The organism is Alicyclobacillus tolerans (assembly GCF_048984885.1).
GTDB lineage: Bacteria > Bacillota > Bacilli > Alicyclobacillales > Alicyclobacillaceae > Alicyclobacillus_I > Alicyclobacillus_I tolerans.
In genome coordinates, this window is sequence record NZ_JBMGNK010000002.1 from 966,682 (window position 1) to 985,139 (window position 18,458).

At 45.7% G+C, this 18,458-nt stretch carries 19 protein-coding genes and 1 pseudogene; 17 read left to right on the forward strand and 3 right to left on the reverse strand.

From position 1 onward, the window contains the following. Positions 1-11 precede the first annotated feature (11 nt). The 3 genes from ACOJUR_RS04825 to ACOJUR_RS04835 are packed head-to-tail and all read left to right on the forward strand — an operon-like array spanning position 12 to position 2,204. Positions 12-740 (forward strand): SDR family oxidoreductase, encoded by a 729-nt coding sequence (locus tag ACOJUR_RS04825; RefSeq protein ID WP_420949400.1) that lies wholly within the window; start codon positions 12-14, stop codon positions 738-740. Between the two features lie 25 nt (positions 741-765). After that, positions 766-1,461: a hypothetical protein gene (locus ACOJUR_RS04830; RefSeq protein ID WP_420949401.1), complete on the forward strand. Its 696-nt coding sequence runs from the start codon at positions 766-768 to the stop codon at positions 1,459-1,461. 5 nt (positions 1,462-1,466) lie between these two features. Further along, positions 1,467-2,204: a 4'-phosphopantetheinyl transferase family protein gene (locus ACOJUR_RS04835; RefSeq protein ID WP_420950502.1), complete on the forward strand. Its 738-nt coding sequence runs from the start codon at positions 1,467-1,469 to the stop codon at positions 2,202-2,204. 170 nt (positions 2,205-2,374) lie between these two features. Here ACOJUR_RS04835 and ACOJUR_RS04840 read toward each other — a convergent pair whose 3' ends face one another. Then, positions 2,375-2,554, reverse strand: a complete 180-nt coding sequence (locus tag ACOJUR_RS04840) for a hypothetical protein (protein ID WP_420950565.1) — start codon at positions 2,552-2,554, stop codon at positions 2,375-2,377. Positions 2,555-3,069: 515 nt separating this feature from the next. Here ACOJUR_RS04840 and ACOJUR_RS04845 point away from each other — a divergent pair. The 4 genes from ACOJUR_RS04845 to ACOJUR_RS04860 all read left to right on the forward strand — a co-directional run bounded on the left by ACOJUR_RS04845 (position 3,070) and on the right by ACOJUR_RS04860 (position 7,215). After that, a complete protein-coding gene (locus tag ACOJUR_RS04845; RefSeq protein WP_420949402.1) occupies positions 3,070-3,642 on the forward strand; it encodes a GNAT family N-acetyltransferase in 573 nt (190 codons plus the stop codon). A 201-nt stretch (positions 3,643-3,843) separates the two neighbouring features. Then, entirely contained in the window at positions 3,844-4,359 is a 516-nt protein-coding gene (locus tag ACOJUR_RS04850) for an IS3 family transposase (protein ID WP_420949403.1), read from the forward strand. A 529-nt stretch (positions 4,360-4,888) separates the two neighbouring features. After that, complete coding sequence (locus ACOJUR_RS04855) at positions 4,889-6,367, forward strand: transposase (RefSeq protein ID WP_420948996.1); 1,479 nt, start codon at positions 4,889-4,891, stop codon at positions 6,365-6,367. A 302-nt stretch (positions 6,368-6,669) separates the two neighbouring features. Further along, positions 6,670-7,215, forward strand: coding sequence for a histidine phosphatase family protein (locus ACOJUR_RS04860; RefSeq protein WP_420949404.1), 546 nt, complete (start codon positions 6,670-6,672; stop codon positions 7,213-7,215). On the opposite strand, the gene ACOJUR_RS04865 is transcribed toward ACOJUR_RS04860, so the two are convergent. Then, positions 7,212-7,646, reverse strand: a complete 435-nt coding sequence (locus ACOJUR_RS04865; RefSeq protein ID WP_420949405.1) for an NUDIX hydrolase — start codon at positions 7,644-7,646, stop codon at positions 7,212-7,214. The genes ACOJUR_RS04860 and ACOJUR_RS04865 overlap by 4 nt on opposite strands. 263 nt (positions 7,647-7,909) lie before the next feature. On the opposite strand from ACOJUR_RS04865, the pseudogene ACOJUR_RS04870 reads away from it, so the two are divergent. Together ACOJUR_RS04870 and ACOJUR_RS04875 are read left to right on the forward strand one after the other, a co-directional pair. Beyond that, positions 7,910-10,060: pseudogene (locus tag ACOJUR_RS04870) on the forward strand (thioredoxin domain-containing protein). Positions 10,061-10,127: 67 nt separating this feature from the next. Continuing rightward, complete coding sequence (locus ACOJUR_RS04875; RefSeq protein WP_420949406.1) at positions 10,128-11,396, forward strand: LysM peptidoglycan-binding domain-containing protein; 1,269 nt, start codon at positions 10,128-10,130, stop codon at positions 11,394-11,396. On the opposite strand, the gene ACOJUR_RS04880 is transcribed toward ACOJUR_RS04875, so the two are convergent. Continuing rightward, positions 11,379-12,335 (reverse strand): ring-cleaving dioxygenase, encoded by a 957-nt coding sequence (locus ACOJUR_RS04880; RefSeq protein ID WP_420949407.1) that lies wholly within the window; start codon positions 12,333-12,335, stop codon positions 11,379-11,381. The genes ACOJUR_RS04875 and ACOJUR_RS04880 overlap by 18 nt on opposite strands. Positions 12,336-12,492: 157 nt before the next feature. Here ACOJUR_RS04880 and ACOJUR_RS04885 point away from each other — a divergent pair, with 157 nt between their 5' ends. From ACOJUR_RS04885 to ACOJUR_RS04920, 8 genes are all read left to right on the forward strand, one after another. Further along, entirely contained in the window at positions 12,493-12,615 is a 123-nt protein-coding gene (locus ACOJUR_RS04885; protein ID WP_255567414.1) for a hypothetical protein, read from the forward strand. 206 nt (positions 12,616-12,821) lie between these two features. Next, positions 12,822-13,139 carry a thioredoxin family protein gene (locus ACOJUR_RS04890; RefSeq protein ID WP_072874764.1) on the forward strand — a complete coding sequence of 106 codons (318 nt, stop codon included), beginning with the start codon at positions 12,822-12,824 and terminating at the stop codon, positions 13,137-13,139. 228 nt (positions 13,140-13,367) lie between these two features. After that, positions 13,368-13,646 (forward strand): hypothetical protein, encoded by a 279-nt coding sequence (locus ACOJUR_RS04895; RefSeq protein WP_083574311.1) that lies wholly within the window; start codon positions 13,368-13,370, stop codon positions 13,644-13,646. A 24-nt stretch (positions 13,647-13,670) separates the two neighbouring features. After that, positions 13,671-13,976, forward strand: a complete 306-nt coding sequence (locus tag ACOJUR_RS04900; RefSeq protein ID WP_072874765.1) for a spore coat protein — start codon at positions 13,671-13,673, stop codon at positions 13,974-13,976. Positions 13,977-14,132: 156 nt separating this feature from the next. Further along, complete coding sequence (lysA, locus tag ACOJUR_RS04905; protein WP_420949408.1) at positions 14,133-15,458, forward strand: diaminopimelate decarboxylase; 1,326 nt, start codon at positions 14,133-14,135, stop codon at positions 15,456-15,458. A 95-nt stretch (positions 15,459-15,553) separates the two neighbouring features. Continuing rightward, positions 15,554-16,483 carry a DMT family transporter gene (locus ACOJUR_RS04910; protein WP_072874766.1) on the forward strand — a complete coding sequence of 310 codons (930 nt, stop codon included), beginning with the start codon at positions 15,554-15,556 and terminating at the stop codon, positions 16,481-16,483. Between the two features lie 65 nt (positions 16,484-16,548). Beyond that, positions 16,549-18,075 (forward strand): fumarate hydratase, encoded by a 1,527-nt coding sequence (locus ACOJUR_RS04915; RefSeq protein ID WP_420949409.1) that lies wholly within the window; start codon positions 16,549-16,551, stop codon positions 18,073-18,075. Between the two features lie 22 nt (positions 18,076-18,097). Next, complete coding sequence (locus ACOJUR_RS04920) at positions 18,098-18,376, forward strand: hypothetical protein (protein WP_072874768.1); 279 nt, start codon at positions 18,098-18,100, stop codon at positions 18,374-18,376. The last annotated feature ends 82 nt before the right edge of the window (positions 18,377-18,458 follow it).

Genomic DNA, 18,458 nt, shown 5'->3' on the forward strand with positions numbered 1-18,458 from the left:
AGAAATTCGTCTTGATCACGGGCGGCTCAAGAGGAATCGGAAGGGCAATTGCGGACAGATATGCCGAAGACAGAGCCCATTTAATTTTAACCTATTTGCAGAATGAGGAAGCCGCTTTGCTGGCTAAGAAGGAGCTTGAACAACAAGGCGCTAGTAGCGTCGAGATCCAAGCGGTGGATGTTCGAAATGAAGACGCATCCAGGGAACTGGTAAACGCTATTAGAGAGCGGTACGGTCATCTCGACGTACTTGTGAATAACGCTGCGTCCGGTGCGTTTCGTGCTTTGCACGAGCTCAAGTTGCGTCACTGGAACTTCACGCAGGATACATGCGTTAAAGGTCCACTCTGGCTGAGTTTGCAAGCGAGACCATTGCTCGCAAAGGTGAAGGGGTCCATTGTCAACATATCCAGTCTTGGCTCCAGTAAGGTAATTCCGAACTATGGCCCCATCGGTGTGGCCAAAGCGGCGCTGGAGTCGCTCACACGGTACATGGCGGTTGAGATGGCTACAGACGGAATTCGGGTCAACGCAGTTTCAGGCGGGGTGGTTGAGACAACTGCACTGGATACTTATCCAGATCGTGAACAGCTATTTGAAAAAGCGAGAACCTCAACGCCCGCTGGTCGCGCCGTGCACCCGCGGGACATTGCGCATGCCGTTTATTTCTTGACCAGCCCTGCCGCTGAAATGATTAGGGGACATGTCCTGATTGTTGATGGAGGGTATTCACTCACCTAGGGCCTTCGAGAGGAGTAATGACTTCATGCGTTCAGTCGAGAATTACCCAGGGTATACGACAGTCTATTACCGAAATTTGCTTGGACTGACGATTGCCGTAGTTATTCTGAATTATTTTGCAAAAGGCCGATTGGATATCTTTCCGATTGTCGCCGGAGTGTGGTTGGTACTTAGTTACGTGTTGATTCCGTTGTCGACATCTGTCGCCCGATTTGGCATTTTCAACGTCATTTTACTCGTCGCGGATAGTATATTGGATATCGTTGCGATGGGTGAACATTTGTCGAACCTCTGGAATAAACTCCCGATCGCTCCGTGGCACTGGGGCCACAACGGTGAGGCTATGCTTATTACCTACTGGGTATTATTGTGGGGCGCCGCTGTTCCTAACCGTACATTGGCGATGATTCATTTCATTCCGAACGCAGCTTACTCGCGTCGGGGTGTATGGCTCTTGGTAGGTGTCATTGCACTGCATGTCACGTTTGTCGAGGACGTAATTTACTTTGCGTTGCTTGGCTACCCGCCGTTTGTCACGCGTCCTCCACTTGACTATGCCTATTTGCCGACATTTATTTTCGTTCGCCACTGGACGGCCTGGAAAGTATGGTTGGACGCAACTTTCGGGACGATTGTGTTCATTCTGACTGTTGTGGCAACGTATTTTACAGAGATACGACAAAGACTGGGCCGTAGTATTGATGGGAATCCGGTGAATTGATCAAAGTGGTGATGAGCATAGATTTAGAGGTTGCAGTTAGAAAGTTGTGGTCGGATTTGCCAGTTGAAGGAACCATTCTACGATTCTCTGAAGGTACCGCGATATCCATTGGCAACTCCAACATCTCGAAACAGTCCACTACGACCTTGTATAGGAATGAAAAACGCCGAATAGAATTCAAAGCTGGACGACAATGTGCCGCACAAGTACTTGGCCGTTTGGAAGTTCCTCGCGATGCACGGTGGTTAGTGAGAGCTACAGATGGCTCACCTGTATGGCCAGAAGGCATTGTCGGTAGCATTTCGCATACCGATGGCGTTGCAATTGCTGTTGCTGGTAGACGTCAGGATTATCGTGGACTCGGCGTGGACATCGAACGCATTTCCTACCGAACATTCGAATTTGTACAGCGCGTGTGTCGTAAAGAGGACATCGAAAACGTCGTGGTGAATCCTTGGGTGTCGGTCGAACAAACCATAACCATGTTATTTTCCATCCGTGAAAGCTTCTATAAGTGCATATATCCCGTCCTCCACCTGGACCTCGATTTCCATGATTGTGTTGTTGATGTCGATTTTCTAAACTGTCGGTTTCAAGCAAAGTTGTTTTCACAACTAGGGGCATTCGCAGCCAATACGCCAAATGTTCACGGACGCATGGTATGGGTCGGGGAGTACGTGGTTGTATTGTGCATTTGGCCAGATCCACATGTTGAGAATGATGAATCAGTAATGTATTCATAATAAGTCTCTACGATTTAATCCTCTATGGGAAACTTCGAACAGAGACTGAAAGATGCGGGCAATAAGTTAGAGTTCAAAGGCTTATGTGTCGCCAGTGCAACAGTTCTAAAATGATTAATTGTAATTAAACCATTATCTACGTTGGTGCCAATGAAGTATACCTTGAGTTATCATGAACCAGGCCGAGTTCCAGAAAGGGACTCTACTTCACGTAACATCTCGTGGAAATGAGCGAGTCCTTCGCTTGTATTCTGAATACAAAAACTATTCCCATGTGGCTTGGCTTTGTCTAGAAATATTTGACCGAAACTTTCTCCTTTGGCTAGATCCAGACCAATGACTGGATTCACACCGCCATCTCCTCACCTTAGAATTCACCGGCAGACCTATCCATCTTGCAGTTCATAGCTTCGCTTGTTATACGAGATCGACGCCCCAACCAGCATCAATCATGCTTCTAAAAGTAGGGGGTGAACATTTTAGCGCACGAGTCCAAAGACCCACGGGGGCGAACATCCGACCCCAGCTACCGTAGTAATAAACCTCTATAATGAAAGAGGTCAACCAGAATTTCTGGCTGACCTCATAATACGATCGGGCAGCATTCCTGTAATCAATCAAAATCGGGTTTGAGGCAAAAAAAACTCCTGATAGTGTTGATATTGTCCAAACACGCCACTCATCAGACGGTATCTTCAACGTGTATACTGAGGAGGATGTCGAGAGGGCGAGCCATACGCACTCCGTGACATTCATTCAATGGTGCATTCAGTCATCTATCAGCATAAGTATTCAAGTCTTTAAAGACTGCTTACGCCGATTTCGGGCAGGATAGCGACGCAAGAACCCCATGTGGAGGGAACCTATGGGTACGCCAATGAAAAGTCTTATAGGACGACTTGTGACACTTCGTCCAATTGACGTTGAACGAGATGCTCCAGAATGGTATGAGGCAATGCAAGAGCCTGAAATGCATTTGTGGACAGGTAACAATATCCCTATCGATGTCGATGAAGTCAAGGATGTTGTTTTAGAAACCTATGCCAATCATCCTGAGATTTTTTCTTGGTGTATCAGGGAGTCTAAAACAGATAAGATGGTCGGGATATACTGGATTGGCGTCCCATTTATATCGAACGAACAACGCCTGGTCACATTTGACGCACAACGCATTGCAAAACCTTATTGGAGAAAAGGATACACAAGAGAGGCGAGGTCACTCGTTTACGATTACGCATTTACAGACCTTGGCGTAGAAGAGATACGAGCGTCAGCATGGGAAAGAAACACAAACTCCTGTTTATCCATGGAGAGTGCAGGATTTGAACTTGTTCGTTTGTATCCACGTTTCAATCCCAAGTACGATTCAGATCTGACAGAAGTAGAGTATGTGTTACGCCGTGCAAAGTGGCAGCAGTTAAACGGCAGACTCTCCTGAACAAGCGGGGGACATTATCTTCGGGAAGTAAGCGGAGTGCCGTGACGATTGCATAAAAATTCGGTGGTGTTACGGTGTCACTGTGGGACTATGGGGTAGTTTAGTCCCATAAGAGGCTGAGTCCCTGGTGCACTTGGGGAAATCTAGAACATAGACCATGAGAAACTAGTGAATCACCATGTTTGGTATTAAGTCAATATAGTGGACACTCCAGAACGGAGAAATTCCAAGCTTCTTACTCTACTTCCGACCGATGAGGGCTGGGTCTACCTCGCAAGCTTGGAGGACCTATACAGCCGCAAAATTGTGGGTTGGAGTACGGGGGCAAGGATGACGAAAGAACTGTGCATCAAGGCGTTGGAGCGGGCCTGGGGACGCCAGCGGCCGACTGGATCCGTGTTGCATCATTCGGACCGTGGGGGCCAGTACGCCTCTCATGACTACCAGGAAAAGCTGCAAGAGTACGGGATGGTTGGTAGCATGAGCCGCAAGGGTAATTGCTTTGACAATGCGTGTATTGAGTCGTTTCACAGCATCATCAAGCGAGAGCTCGTGTATCTGGAAAATTTCAAAACCAGGGAACAAGCCATACGACGGATCTTCGAATACATCGAGGTCTGGTACAACCGGGAGCGGGTACACTCATCTATCGGGTTTCTAGCACCGGCTGAGTACGAAAGAAGATATTTCCAAGTGTCGAGAGTCAAGGCAAGCTAAGCGAGACAAAAGCAATCGTGTCAGAATATTAAAACTTACAATTTCTCTGTTTTGAGGTGTCCACTCTATTGACTTAATACCAGATTTAGGGAAATTACATTTAGATTATTTCATTAACGGTGTGGAATTTAATGAAATCATTGCAGAAACAGACGGATACGGACGCTGGTTTGATTGGATCGTAAACATCTAGTACTTATCGCACGTAAGGGGACTTATCTTTAGAGCCAGTGCCAAAATTAAATAATTGCCGTTACAACAGGTATCTTGAATGTAAGATACGACTCACTTTATTTCGCCAAAGAAAAACGGAATGATCAGAGAACTTTATTACAGGCGTTTCAGAGAGTCCATGGGTCTATCCAAGTCATGTGAATTGTATGTTTATCGATAGTATTTGAATGTTTATACAAGGTAAATCATGGTGGATGAAAATCGTCGAGTTGGTGCTAGATATAAATACGCCACGGAACCCTCTTTTGGTAGAATTAAGTCGACCAAAACCCATTCACAACAAAGGAGAAGCTCCATGGCGAAATCCAGTATATCACAACACGCGCAATCTGGTTTGGTTCCTTTCCCCTTGATTCCCCGTCAATGGGAACAGTATATGGATGTTCCGTTTGTTATCCCCGCACTGACTTTCCCTTGGGACATCTTTCGAAATATTGAGCAGGAATACTACTGGCATCTATATGACTCGTTGCGTGAGGAACGGATAAATCGGTCGGACGGAACCAGCAACGTCACCAACTCTGCTCTTGGGCTAGAACTCCCCACACCAATGGAACAGGCGGTTAATACGTCGACAGTCACGCGAAGTCGTTCAGGCCGCAAGCCTCACGACTTTATGCCTATGATGCGGGCGTTCGAGTTGGCCCGATTGCTATACGTTGAGAGCATGGCTGAGAGTGTCTACCTACAGGTTCGCTCCAACCCGTTGTTTGCTGAAGCTTGCGGGTTTACAGGCAAACTCCCCAGTTACCGCTCGTTTGCCCGCTTCGACGAAATCATGACAAACTTCGGATTATGGGATAAGGCTCGACGGCTGGTCGTTGCGTTCAACCTGAAGCAGGGTGTGTTAGAGGTTGAGGATACCTTGGTCGCCGATACAACGCATGTTGAAGCGGAGGCGACCTACGGAAAACAGATGAAAACCTGTCGCCACAAAGAAGACTGTGATTGCCCTGCCGTCCCCACGGACGATAACGTAGGCATTGTTCGTAAGAGTAACGCCGTATCCTACATTGGCCACAAAGTTTCGTTACTCAGTGGCGCCAAGGGACAACTTCCACTCACCCGAGAAGTGTGCAAGGGAGAGGAATACGATGCCTTTACCTTGCTACCTACACTTGAGCGATTCAAAGCTGAGTTTGAGGAACAGGTACAGTCTGTGCAATATGTACTTGCCGATGGGATTTACCAGAGTCCAAGGAACCAGCAGGCAACAAGGGATGTACTTGGGGCAAAACTGGTTGCTCCCATTAATCCCAGGGGTCGCCAGGACAAACCGAGCGATGTCCGTGGAATTGATATGATTGACCGCTACGGGGTGCCACATTGCATTGCTGGACACAAGATGGAGTTAAAAGGATCCGACCTCAAAAAGGAGCAGTACATATTCACGTGTCCAGTTCACAATCCTCAGGCGAAACAGAAAGGGCTTGTCTGCCCGCACCACAAACACATCCAGTGCTGTAGCGGTGCCACCCAGGGTCGGGTGCTTCGGGTTGATTTTGAGACAACACCTCAGGTAGACCCTGAGTTCCCACAGCACAGCCGTACATTCGATACGTTGTATGACGCCCGTACAGGGATTGAGCGAATTATTGGGATGCTGAAAGATGGATACAGTTTACGGCGTGTGCACAAACGTGGACGTAAGGCGGTAGAGGCTCACGTTGACCAGTGCATGCTCTGTATGCATGTGATGGCATACTGCGCCTACACTCAAACTGGAACAGTAAACCGCGGGTGGACACGAAGTCGACTGAAGCGGGCTCAATGACAACAGCCATCACAAAAACCTTGATTGGCAGACCTTATCCACAGTTTTCGTGCGTCCATTTTGCCAATGACGAACATATCCACAGTCATGGAGCAGAATCACAGTGAGTTTCCTCTAATTTTGGACGATTAGAGTTTACTTCTCGTTGCTCCGTTTGACAACGAAAGCAATTTTGGCATCGGCTCTTACGAAGCACAGTTGATTAACATTCGCATAAAAATTCGACTGCCTAACGCGGTCGTACTGAGTTAAAGAAGCAGAAGAACGACAGAAGCAAAACGTCGTGTACTGGGGGGATGTTAATGCAAATTTATGTTATTCGTCATTGTGAAGCGGCAGGTCAGTCGGAGGATGCGCCGTTGACTGCCAAAGGATTTGAACAAGCGGAGTTACTTGCCACTTTTCTTCAAGAAATAGGAATTGAGCGAGTCATTTGCAGTCCTTATTTGCGTGCTCAGCAAAGTATCGCTCCGTTTGTTCAACGGAACAATATTCCACTGACGGTCGATAACCGTTTGTCGGAACGAGTTTTGAGTAACTCAAATATGGATAACTGGTTGCACTGTCTTCGGCAGACGTTCGATGACTTCGATTTGTCATTTGACGGTGGAGAGTCCAGTAAGCATGCCATGGAACGTGCTGTTCGTGCCATAAATGATTTTGTCTCAACTGAATCCACATGCAACGCCGTTGTTACCCACGGAAATTTAATGACTTTGTTGCTCAGACATTTCGATGCACAATTTGGGTTCGATGAATGGGCTAGATTGAGCAACCCCGATGTCTTCTTGGTATCAGTCGATGGGAATGAATCTACAGTACAAAGGGTATGGAGAGAAGTTATTTAGCTCCCAAGTCTTTTCCTCATGGCATAGGCAAGTTTCAGACTTTCCTTCGTCCACGGCGGAGTTGCATCGTCTCGGAGAACTTGCTCAATGGGGAGCCAGAGTACAGCGTCTACTTCATCAGGACTCTTACAAACCGCTTCACCTTTCAGGTATTCGCAGAGAAAAACCACGTCAACAACATTGTCACCGTCATCCGCCACAAACGATGTGCTGTGGACATAATGAATGACATCAGATACTTCAATGCCAATCTCTTCTACAATTTCCCGTCGAAGAGTACGTTCCAAGATATCACTCTGATTTCCTTCATGTTCCACTGTACCGCCTACTAACGAAACCATGCCTGGAGCATGTGATTCCTTCAGGCTTCTTCGTATTACCAACCACCTGTCATCTTTGTATATGGCGGCTTCAACGTTGACCACGAACAAGGTGCTCACTCCTTTTCGTACATCATACATAAAATTGTAAGTTTACGAAAGCCGTTGCCAGACTTGCTATTGCAGTAATGGGCGCGAAACTGCTGTAAAGCTGTCACGAAATGCGGTGTAAATATGCCAAAGTGCTGCTAAAAATAAGCCTCCTCGGCGTTTATGTGAACATACGCGCCGTACGCACATAAATCAATACTTTCCGCCTCGTGGGTGTACAATAACGGTAAACCCATCCAGAAAGCAGAGAGGATGACCCAACCGTGACCCACCCAAGCGGTGTCCACAAACACACCAACCGCCTCATCCACGAGAAATCTCCATATCTCCTGCAGCACGCCCACAATCCGGTCGACTGGTATCCCTGGGGGCCAGAGGCGTTCCAAAAAGCCGCCCGGGAATCCAAGCCCGTCTTCCTGTCCATCGGCTATTCGTAGCCCTGCGGGGCTACGAATAGCAATATACGCTGAAAGTGGAGTAGCTTATCGACCTGTCATTGGTGCCACGTCATGGCACATGAATCTTTTGAAGATGAAGAAGTTGCAGCTTATCTGAATCGTTATTTCATTTCAGTAAAAGTAGATCGCGAAGAACGGCCGGATGTCGATCACGTTTATTTGTCGATCTGCCAAGCATTTACAGGTCAGGGTGGATGGCCATTAACCGTTCTTCTCACACCTGAAAAACTGCCGATTTTTGCGGGGACGTATTTTCCTAAGCGTCGCATGTTTGGTCGTATCGGATTAATGGAGTTATTGGAGCATTTTACACGATTGTGGGAAACAGATCGGAATAGGCTTGTAAAATCCGGACAGCGTATGATTCAAGCTATGGAAGAGTCGCAAAGACAGAAATCGAAAGTAGAGTATAGGCGCTGGGATTCAACGCTGTTGCATACAGTGTATGAGCAACTGGCAGATAGTTTTGACTCGCAATATGGAGGATTTGGTGATGCACCCAAATTTCCCATGCCACATCAACTCTTGTTTTTGTTAAGATATTCGCTTTTTGAAAATCAGCCAATGGCACTTCAAATGGTGGAAAAGACGTTGCAAAGCATGCGAATGGGAGGAATTTTTGATCAGATTGGATTTGGTTTTTCCCGTTATTCAGTCGATGCTCGCTGGGAAATTCCCCATTTTGAAAAAATGTTATACGATAATGCCCTTCTGGCTATGGTTTATTTGGAAACCTACCAAATGACAAACAAACGTTGCTACGCAGAAGTGGCGCAAGAAATATTCAGTTATATGAAAAATTCGCTTCTTTCCCCAGAAGGTGCTTTTTATGCTGCAGAAGATGCTGATTCAGAAGGGGAAGAAGGCAAATTTTATAGTTGGGATAAAGAAGAAATTGTAAGCGTGTTGCCAGAAGAATTGGCCCAGTCGGTTATTGAGATGTTTGGCATTCGAGATATAGGGCATTTTGATGGGAAAAATGTATTGCATGGCTTTTGGGAGCATGCTGATCTCGATATGTTCAAAAACGAACGTGATCCATATCAGATACAAAAATGGTCCCAGGATTGGCGTGAGGCTCGCCCCCTATTGCTCAAAGCGAGATCGGCCAGAACACGGCCTCATCTGGATGATAAAATTCTAACCGGATGGAACGGTTTGGCGATTGCTGCATTGGCCATAGGGGCGCGTATATTGGAAGACTCTGATTTGCTTGAGTTAGCCATTCAATCAGAGGCATTCCTCTGGGGAAATTTACATTTAGAGACTGGCCTGATGGCACGCTATCGAGCAGGAGAAGCTAAATATCGCGCTTATCTTACAGATTATGCAACTTATATATGGGCGCTTGTAGAACTCTACGAAGCTTCTTATGACAAACGTTATTTGGAAAAGGCTCTTACGCTTTTACACGAAGTTGTGACAGATTATTGGGACAAGTCAGGTGGAGCTTTCTTCCTTTCAGCACATGAAATTCAAGACGTTCCTGTACGAAGCAAGATTGCGGAAGATGGAGCTATACCTTCGGGGAATAGTGTACTTGCTGTACAGATGTGCCGTGTCGGGTATTTGACGGGTGATACTCAGTGGATTCAGTTAGCGGAACAATGTTTGCAAACGTTCCTGCAAGATGCTCGTGCATATCCAGAAGCGCATATCCATCTTTTATCTACAGGATTTTGGTTCAGCTTTCCTGTGAATGAGTTTGTCGTTGTCGGCTTACGTGATCATCCGGCTACTCAGGCTATGTTAGAGCCGCTTCGACATGTTTTTCTGCCCAATTCAGTGACTCTATTCTGGGATCAACGCGAAGAAAAATCGAATATATGGGATGGACTTCCTTCCTTCACTACAGTAGAAGGGAAAACTACAGGTTATCAGTGCAGTAACTTTGCTTGCCAGGCCCCCGTGACAGATATCGCGAGTTGGTTGAGTCAATTTGCCAGTCCATCCTGATTCTTCAAAAACTAATCGTCAACAGACGTTGCGCATCCGCATATGCTCCTCTTAGGGGGGAGTGGGGATGCGCTTAGTTGTTGTACAAAATGGGGATACGTTATCATCCATAGCTAAAAAAATGGGCGTCGATGTTGAAGAAATCGCGGTTCAGAACGCACTGCCCAGTGAGAAAGTGGTAGCTGGCCAGACATTGGTTGTGCCAGGCGGAAGAAGTTATGTGTGGATGCCAGGGGATACTTTTTCTGGAGTTGCCGAGCGGTATGGTTTAACTGTTGAAACATTACGTTCCAGCAATAAAGGGATAGTCAATCCGCAACCGGGTGACATTCTCGAACTTCCGAGTCAACAAAAAGGAGGGGTAGTTGTAGCCGGTTTTCTTGAACTCACAACACCAGATCAGGACGCAAAAAATGTAAAAAAATTTGCGCCTGTATCCACAAGCATCGGCCTTTTTAGTCAGGGTATGACCTCAAATGGACAAATTGTACCTGCTAACGACGCTTCCGCTCTTCAAGCGTTTGAACAGACCCGAAGTGTACCAGCAGCCGTTTTTTCCAATTGGATTGGTGAGCAATTTAGTGCCGACGCACTTCGTATCATGCTTCAATTCGACTCAGAGCAGCAGAAATATTTGAACACTTTGCTCGATATCTTAGATAGAAAAGCGTACAAAGCAGTTATCATTGATTTTGAAATGATTCCAGGTTCCTTACATACATCCTTTCTTATATTCATTGAACAATTGTCCGGATACTTGCAGCAACGCAACATTCCTCTTCTCATTTGTATGATGCCGATCACGTTGAATGATAATCCGAATGCTTCTGGCTTGGCATCTTACGATTATAGTGCTCTGCAAGCTTATGCAGATTATCTTATCGTCATGGCCTACAACTGGCACTGGGGAACAGGAAGACCTGGTCCTATCGCTCCGTTTATGAATGTTGCGTCATCCATTGAATATGCACTGAGTCAAGTGCCTCGTCAGCAACTGTTGTTAGGACTCATCCGTTACGCTTATGACTGGCTTGTTCCTTTTCAAACGGGTGAAGTCGCCGGGGTAATCGGTGTTCAAGATGCAGTACAAATCGCTATTCGAGAAAATATCCCAATTCAATTTGACCGGCGAAGCCTAACTCCCTGGTTTGCCTATCAAGACAAAAAAGGGCGCATTCATGAATTATGGTTTGAAGATGCGCGCAGCTTACAGCTCAAGTTGCAGCTTGTTGAATATTTTTCTCTGGCTGGTATCGCTCCCTGGCAGTATGAACAGCGTTTTCCCCAGTTTGTCCCAATGCTTCAAGATAATTTCCGGTCAGTCAATTGGCTTTAAATTTGCCAAAATTTCTGCGCGTTTTGGTTCGAGAAAAGGTGGCAGGACAACTTTTTCACCAAGCGTTTCTGGGTTTTCATCAATGGCAAAACCGGGATCGTCCGTAGCAATTTCAAACAAAATTCCGTTAGGTTCGCGGAAATACAGGCTGCGAAACCAAAAACGATCTACCGGACCACTGTTTGGAATTCGCAAACTGCGAATTTTCTCAATCCATTGTTGATATTCTTCTTCATTGGGTGTGCGAAATGCGACATGATGGACGGCTCCGGCACCCAGTTGCGATGGGGGCAGATGAGGTTCCTCCTGTACGTGAAGTTCAGCAGCTGGTCCTCCTGGTCCCATCTCATAAACGAAGGTCTGCAAATTCTCCTTTTGCGTATACTGTCTGACTTGACGCATGTGTAGAACCTGGGACAATATAGCGTCCAGATAGCGCATATGTTGAACGGAAAGCCAAATAGGCCCTTGCCCGCGTATCTGATAAGCGGCGGGAATAGGACTTTTCTCCCAGGCGACGTGTTGATTGGATTCAGATTCATCCACTATTAGCGCAAATCGCTGACCTTCAATGTCATTGAAGAAAAGTGTGGGACGATTGTCTATCTCTTGAATCGTATTGCTAGTGATTCTATGTTCCACTAACCAGTTACGCCAAAATTTTAACGCTTCCAGTGTAGGGACACGTAAGCCAATCCTGGTAATGCTGTTACTGCCTCTCTGTTCTTTGGGAATATCCCAGTCAAAGAAGGTTAAATCATTTCCTGGAATCCCACGTGCGTCTCCACTGTAGAATAAATGATAAGCACTGACATCATCTTGGTTGACACTTCGTTTAACCAATCTAAGACCCATGATTTGCGTATAGAATTGATAATTCTTTTTTATATTGGCCGACACAGCGGTTACGTGATGGATTCCATGCAGTTGTAACGACAAGGTGATCAATCCTTTCTAAAATAACATGAAAGAAGCATCTTTAAATTGATAAGTTACATTGTTGAGTATAGCATAATCTTTTCATAACTTGTCTCATGCTGTCCCATACTACGCTCAGCCATTCAAAAATGAATTGCAGTAGACTGGAGGAGACAAAATGACACAAGAACACGGAAAACCTGCACATAACGATGCCAATAAAACACTGCCACGCGAAGAGCATGAAGAGAAGATTGTTGGTGAGAAACGCCGTTCAGGCAAACAAATGCCGAAAAAATAATCCAAAGTTCAGTTCTTTTGTGGGTCAGTTTCCCATGCTGAACAAACTGATGTAAAATAAGAGAGTTGGCAGAAAAGGTTTGTTTAAGCGTATGGAAATTTGAAATCGCGGATCCACTCGGAGAAAAATACTTTCGTTATAAAAACGAAGTAGCGACCCCGCGGCGCGGGATAGACCAAAATCCGCGATAGCGAGGAGGAAATAGAATGGAACTGACCACTTTGACTCAATTCGAGGAAGCTATTGCAAGCGGGCATGTGATTGTAGAGGTTTACGCTAATTGGTGCCCAGACTGCCGGCGTATTGAAGGTGATATGCCCAAATGGGCAGAAGAATTTGCCTCGCAGTTTCAACTTTATCGTATCAATCGCGATGAGGTTCCAGAAGTTGCTGAAAGATATGAAGTCTTGGGTATACCCACGTTTCTGGTCTTTGAAAACGGCGAGTTGAAGAATCGTCTGCTGAGTCGTGACGCCAAATCGGCACAACAGGTTCACCAATTTCTGGTTGCTGCGTACGCTTGATTGAAAGAACTGTCCATCTGTTTTCATTTGGGAAGCTTCTATTTCCACTTTTCTTGTGGATTTAGAAGCATTTTTTTGTATGAAACGAGAGTAAATTTCGAAGAGTAGTCTGTCACAAATCGGATATCATGCATAAAGGTCGCTTCTACGCCCATACTGGGTATGAAGTGACCTTTTAGTTATGGTAATCAGGTTATTTCGAAAAGCAGGTAAAGGAGCGTTTACTCAATGCAAAACCAAACGCAAACCACATCGTCCATGAATATGGCGAATGCGCAATCTCTAGCACCAGGTACACTGGCAGTGAAAGATGTGCAGTATTTGCAAGACGAGATTTCTTGGCTGACAAATGCGGCTAAAAAATGTATGCATAACATTTCCTCCTGCCAAGATACCGAAGTGCAGTCCTTGCTCCGACAAATGGCTCAAACGCACATCAGGCATGCGCAATTGCTCGCAGGTCACTGCACGAATGCAGCTCAAAAGATGGCTTCTTCTCAGCACTGAATCAGACAGGAGTGTGCTATTGCGATGAATTCCGTATCTACATCGAATGTTCCATTTGCCGATCGCGAAGCGTTGACCGATGCTTTGTCCACATGCAAATATTTAACAGACTCATTCAACACAGCTGTTCGTGAAGCAGGATGCGATCATCTTCACAGTGATTTAATGACCGTTTTGACGGAAACTCACCAAATGGCTCGCCAGATTTTTCATGTGATGCAGAAAAAAGGTTGGTATCCGATTGAACAGGCTCCTGCCGACAAACTGCAAAAGGCGCAAGGTCAAATTCAAAACATGATTCAGGAAGTATCCCAAATTCCTCTTCAATAATCATTGGCGAAGAGAATATTTATTTCACCTTTCAATACGAAATTTTGCGCACTTTTCTTGTTCTTTCAAAAGAAAGGTGCGTTTTTTCATGGACAAAAGTCTGTAGGATATGAGAAACTTTCAATAAAGCACATATTTATACAAACGGGTGATGAGATGTCAGACAATGCCTTGTTATTGGATGAACGATTGCGTGAGGGTCAATGGGTTGGAGATAATGGCCATCTTTGGATTGGGCAATGTGATGCAGTTGAATTAGCAAATACTTATGGGACGCCTTTAATTGTTTATGACGAAACACAAATCAGGACAAACATTCGCCGTTATCTGGACGCTCTGAAAAAAACAGAATTGAACTATCGTCTGACGTATGCGAGTAAGGCTTTTTGCAGTAAAGCTATGTGTCATGTGGCTTATTCAGAAGGTTGCTTTATTGATGTGGTCTCCGCTGGCGAAATGATGACTGCCTTGGCTGCTGGAGTACCAGCAAGCTATTTGCATTTTCATGGGAACAATAAGTCATTGGATGAATTGCGTTTGGCGCTCAAGCAAGAAGTGGGGCTTATTATTGTTGATAATAAAGATGAATTATTGGCTCTTTCGCGTTTAGCAGAAGAAGCAAATGGTCAAGTGGATATTCAATTGAGGATTGCACCGGGAGTTGAAGCGCATACGCATGAATATATATCCACCGGTCAGCAGGACAGCAAATTTGGTTTTGACTGGCAAAGTGGTCAAGCGATTGAAGCTTTGCGATTAGCTGCAACTTTACCGGGGATTCGTGTGACAGGGTTACATGCCCATATCGGATCACAAATTTTTGATGCTAGCGGTTTTCATGATGCTGTGGAACGTATGGCAGAGTTATATAAGGAAGGGTTACTGCTTGGCCATTCACTCCAGGTACTGAATATGGGCGGTGGATTGGGAATTCGTTACACGAGTGAAGATACTCCCCAGCCACTGGAGAAGATGATATTAGGCTTAGCTGAGGCCATCAAACGTATCTTTACTCAGTTTGACATACCATTTCCTGCATTGGAACTGGAACCAGGCAGAAGCATAGTAGGTGATGCAGGAACGACGCTCTATCGGGCTGGCTGGAGAAAGCAAGTGGATGGAGTACGCAATTATGTAGCGATTGACGGTGGCATGACCGATAATCCGCGCCTAGCTCTCTATGGAGCTAAATATGAAGCTATGTTGGCCAATCGGGCAAGCGAAGCGGCTGATACGCTTTGGTCAATTGCCGGAAAATGTTGTGAAAGCGGCGATATGATTGCCTGGGATGTACCATTGCCGAATCCAGAACCTGGTGATTTAATCGCAATATTTGCTACAGGCGCCTACAATTACAGCATGGCAAGTCACTATAATCGACTGCCCAAACCAGCTGTGGTGTTTGTTCGTGAGGGCCAAGCGCGTCTGGTTGCTAGACGGGAAACATGGGAAGATTTAATACGCAATGATGTTTCACTATAAAGTTGCTTGCTGGTGTTAGAGAAAAAAGAGATAATACCCTTGGGTTGCATGCGCGCTAAGCAGGCGCGCATTTTTATTCTTGAGGAGTGAATCGAATGCGCGTCTGGCCGCTTTTGGCGTTACTGATGGTTGCCATGATGTGGGGAAGTCACGCTGTAGTCGGCAAAGCTGTTGAGGCTGAAATATCGCCTGACGCTTTGACACTTTATAGGTTTGTATTCAGTGCCCTTCTGTATTTGCCTTGGTGGCCTAAACTGGCTGCAGTTTGGCAATGGTCAGTCAAAGACAAGCTGTTACTGCTAGGCGCTGCCATATCCTCTTCCGTCTTATATCCGCTTTTTTACTATGCTTCGCTGCGCCATATTTCACCTGTTGCATCTTTGTTGTTTGTCAACGCTGCTCCACTTGTGGCCGCTCTGTTAGCTAGGTGGATGTTTGCCGAACGCATTGGCTGGATGGGCTATGTGGGGATGGTCGTCAGTTTTGGCGGTGTATTGCTTCTTGTGATCAACGAATGGCAAGGTGGATTATCTACCATCGGCATTATCGAAGTTGTATTGGCTATGCTGGCGTTTTCTATTTATACCGTTCTTTCTAAGCCGCTTTTTGTTAAAGCGAACCTGTTTGACGTTCTTGTGGGAACTACCGTTCTTGGCGCTGCTTTTCTTTGCGTGATACTGCCATTTTTCCATCCGCTTCAGTTCTACTGGTATACGCTTGTTCATTTGGGCTTTACTGGCTGGTGGGAACTCGGATATATCGTGTTGATAGTTTCCATGACAGCTTATGCTCTTTACGGTTTTGGATTGCGCAGAGTTCCTGGTGGAATAGCGGCAGCCATCACGTTTTATCCGCAAGCGGTATTTGGAGCTTTGCTACAATGGCTGTGGTTTGGTCTGCAACCCGCTATAGGTCTCGTTTTTTCTGCTGTGTTAATTCTTGGCGGCACAGCTCTGATGCGCTATTCTGAACTCAGAAGTAAGAAAATGGAAAAAGCGGTCGTGAACAAAGCGCAAGCGATGTGAAGTGATATAATAGGAGTTGGAATTTTATCCGCAGGAAGGATACCAATAAAGAGAGGCGACAAAGCATGAGTACCCAAATGCAGGAAAGTCTGCTCGAATTAATTACCCAAACGTCCACCAATTTACCTCCCGATGTACGACGGGCAATAAAAAAAGCACAGCTACAGGAAGAAATTGGAACTCGAGCAAGTATTGCGATCGACACGATTGTAGACAATATTGTATCTGCGGAAGAAGACGTACAACCTATCTGTCAGGATACTGGTATGCCTACTTTTATTGTTCATTGTCCTGTTGGTTTTAATCAGTTACGTATGACTGAAGATATTCGGGCGGCTGTAGAGGAAGCAACAAAACTTGGCAAATTACGTCCTAATTCGGTCGATCCGTTAACAGGAAAAAACTCCGGTAACAACCTTAGCGCTGGTACTCCGGTCATCCACTATCACCAGTGGGAGCGCGATGAGGTGGAAGTCCGCCTGATTTTAAAAGGCGGTGGCTGTGAAAATAAAAACATTCAATACGCACTTCCGGTGGAATTGCCAGGTCTCGGACGAGCAGGTAGAGATTTAGAAGGCATCCGTAAATGTATTTTGCACGCTGTCTATCAGGCGCAAGGACAAGGGTGCAGCGCTGGCTTTATTGGCGTAGGAATTGGTGGAGATCGGACAACAGGGTATGAATTGGCTAAGGAGCAGTTATTCAGGCCGCTGGATGATATCAATCCAAATCCCACCCTTGCCGAATTGGAACAATACATTATGGATAACGCGAATCACCTGGAAATTGGCACTATGGGATTTGGCGGTAAAGTGACGTTGCTTGGCTGTAAAATTGGTGTCATGAATCGTATTCCAGCTTCTTTCTATGTTTCCGTGGCTTATAACTGCTGGGCCTTTCGCCGCCTGGGTGTTGTCCTTGACGCCACAAGCGGTGAGATACGTTCTTGGCTTTATCGAGACAAGGAAGAAAAAATGGAGCGCCCAACAGGCGGATTTTCCACCGATCAGGCCATCGTCTTAAAAGCGCCCATTTCTGAAGAACAAATCCGTTCTTTAAAAGTGGGAGATGTTGTGCTGATTGAAGGAGAAATTCATACAGGACGAGACGAACTGCACAAATATTTGATGAAGCATGATTCACCAGTATCCTTGCAAGGCGGTATAATTTATCACTGTGGTCCAGTTATGATGAAGGACGATGCGGGAGAATGGCATGTGACTGCTGCTGGTCCCACAACATCCTCTCGTGAAGAACCTTACCAAGCAGATATTATTGAAAAATTTGGTTTGCGTGCTGTGATTGGTAAAGGTGGCATGGGCGCTAAAACGTTGGCTGGTTTGCAGAAATCGGGGGCTGTTTACTTAAACGCAATAGGCGGTGCGGCCCAATTTTACGCTCGATGCGTGAACAAAGTAAACGGTGTGGACTTTCTTGATGAATTTGGCGTTCCAGAAGCGATGTGGCATCTGGAAGTGAAAGGATTTCCAGCCATAGTGACTATGGATGCCCACGGCAATTCATTACACAAAGATGTGGATGAAGCCTCCTTATTAAAATTGGAGGATTTAAAAGATCCTGTCTTTGCGTAAGTGAAGTCAGCAGGAAAGGCAGATGAGTTTAATGAGTCGACATGCTCGTGTAGCGGCGACGTTTGCAGGATTTTGTTTTCTTTACAGTTTTTATCTGTACTTTGAAAAATATCAGTGGGATGCGGGGCAGATGAATCATTATATTTTTCCCGTGTTCTATTTAAGCAGTCCAAGTACATTTGAATTTCTTATCAATCTTTGGACTTGTGTCACATTAATTGTTTGGATTTGGTTTGGCGTGGCTTGGGCTCGAAGTGTGCCCTCCAGTCGAAAAAAAATACAAACAGAAGAAGAAGTTTGAGATGAATCAAGCGGGATCGTTCAAAAATGAATCCCGCTTTTTTCATACACTGTGTGAAATCGCATACATTGAGCTGGTGAGG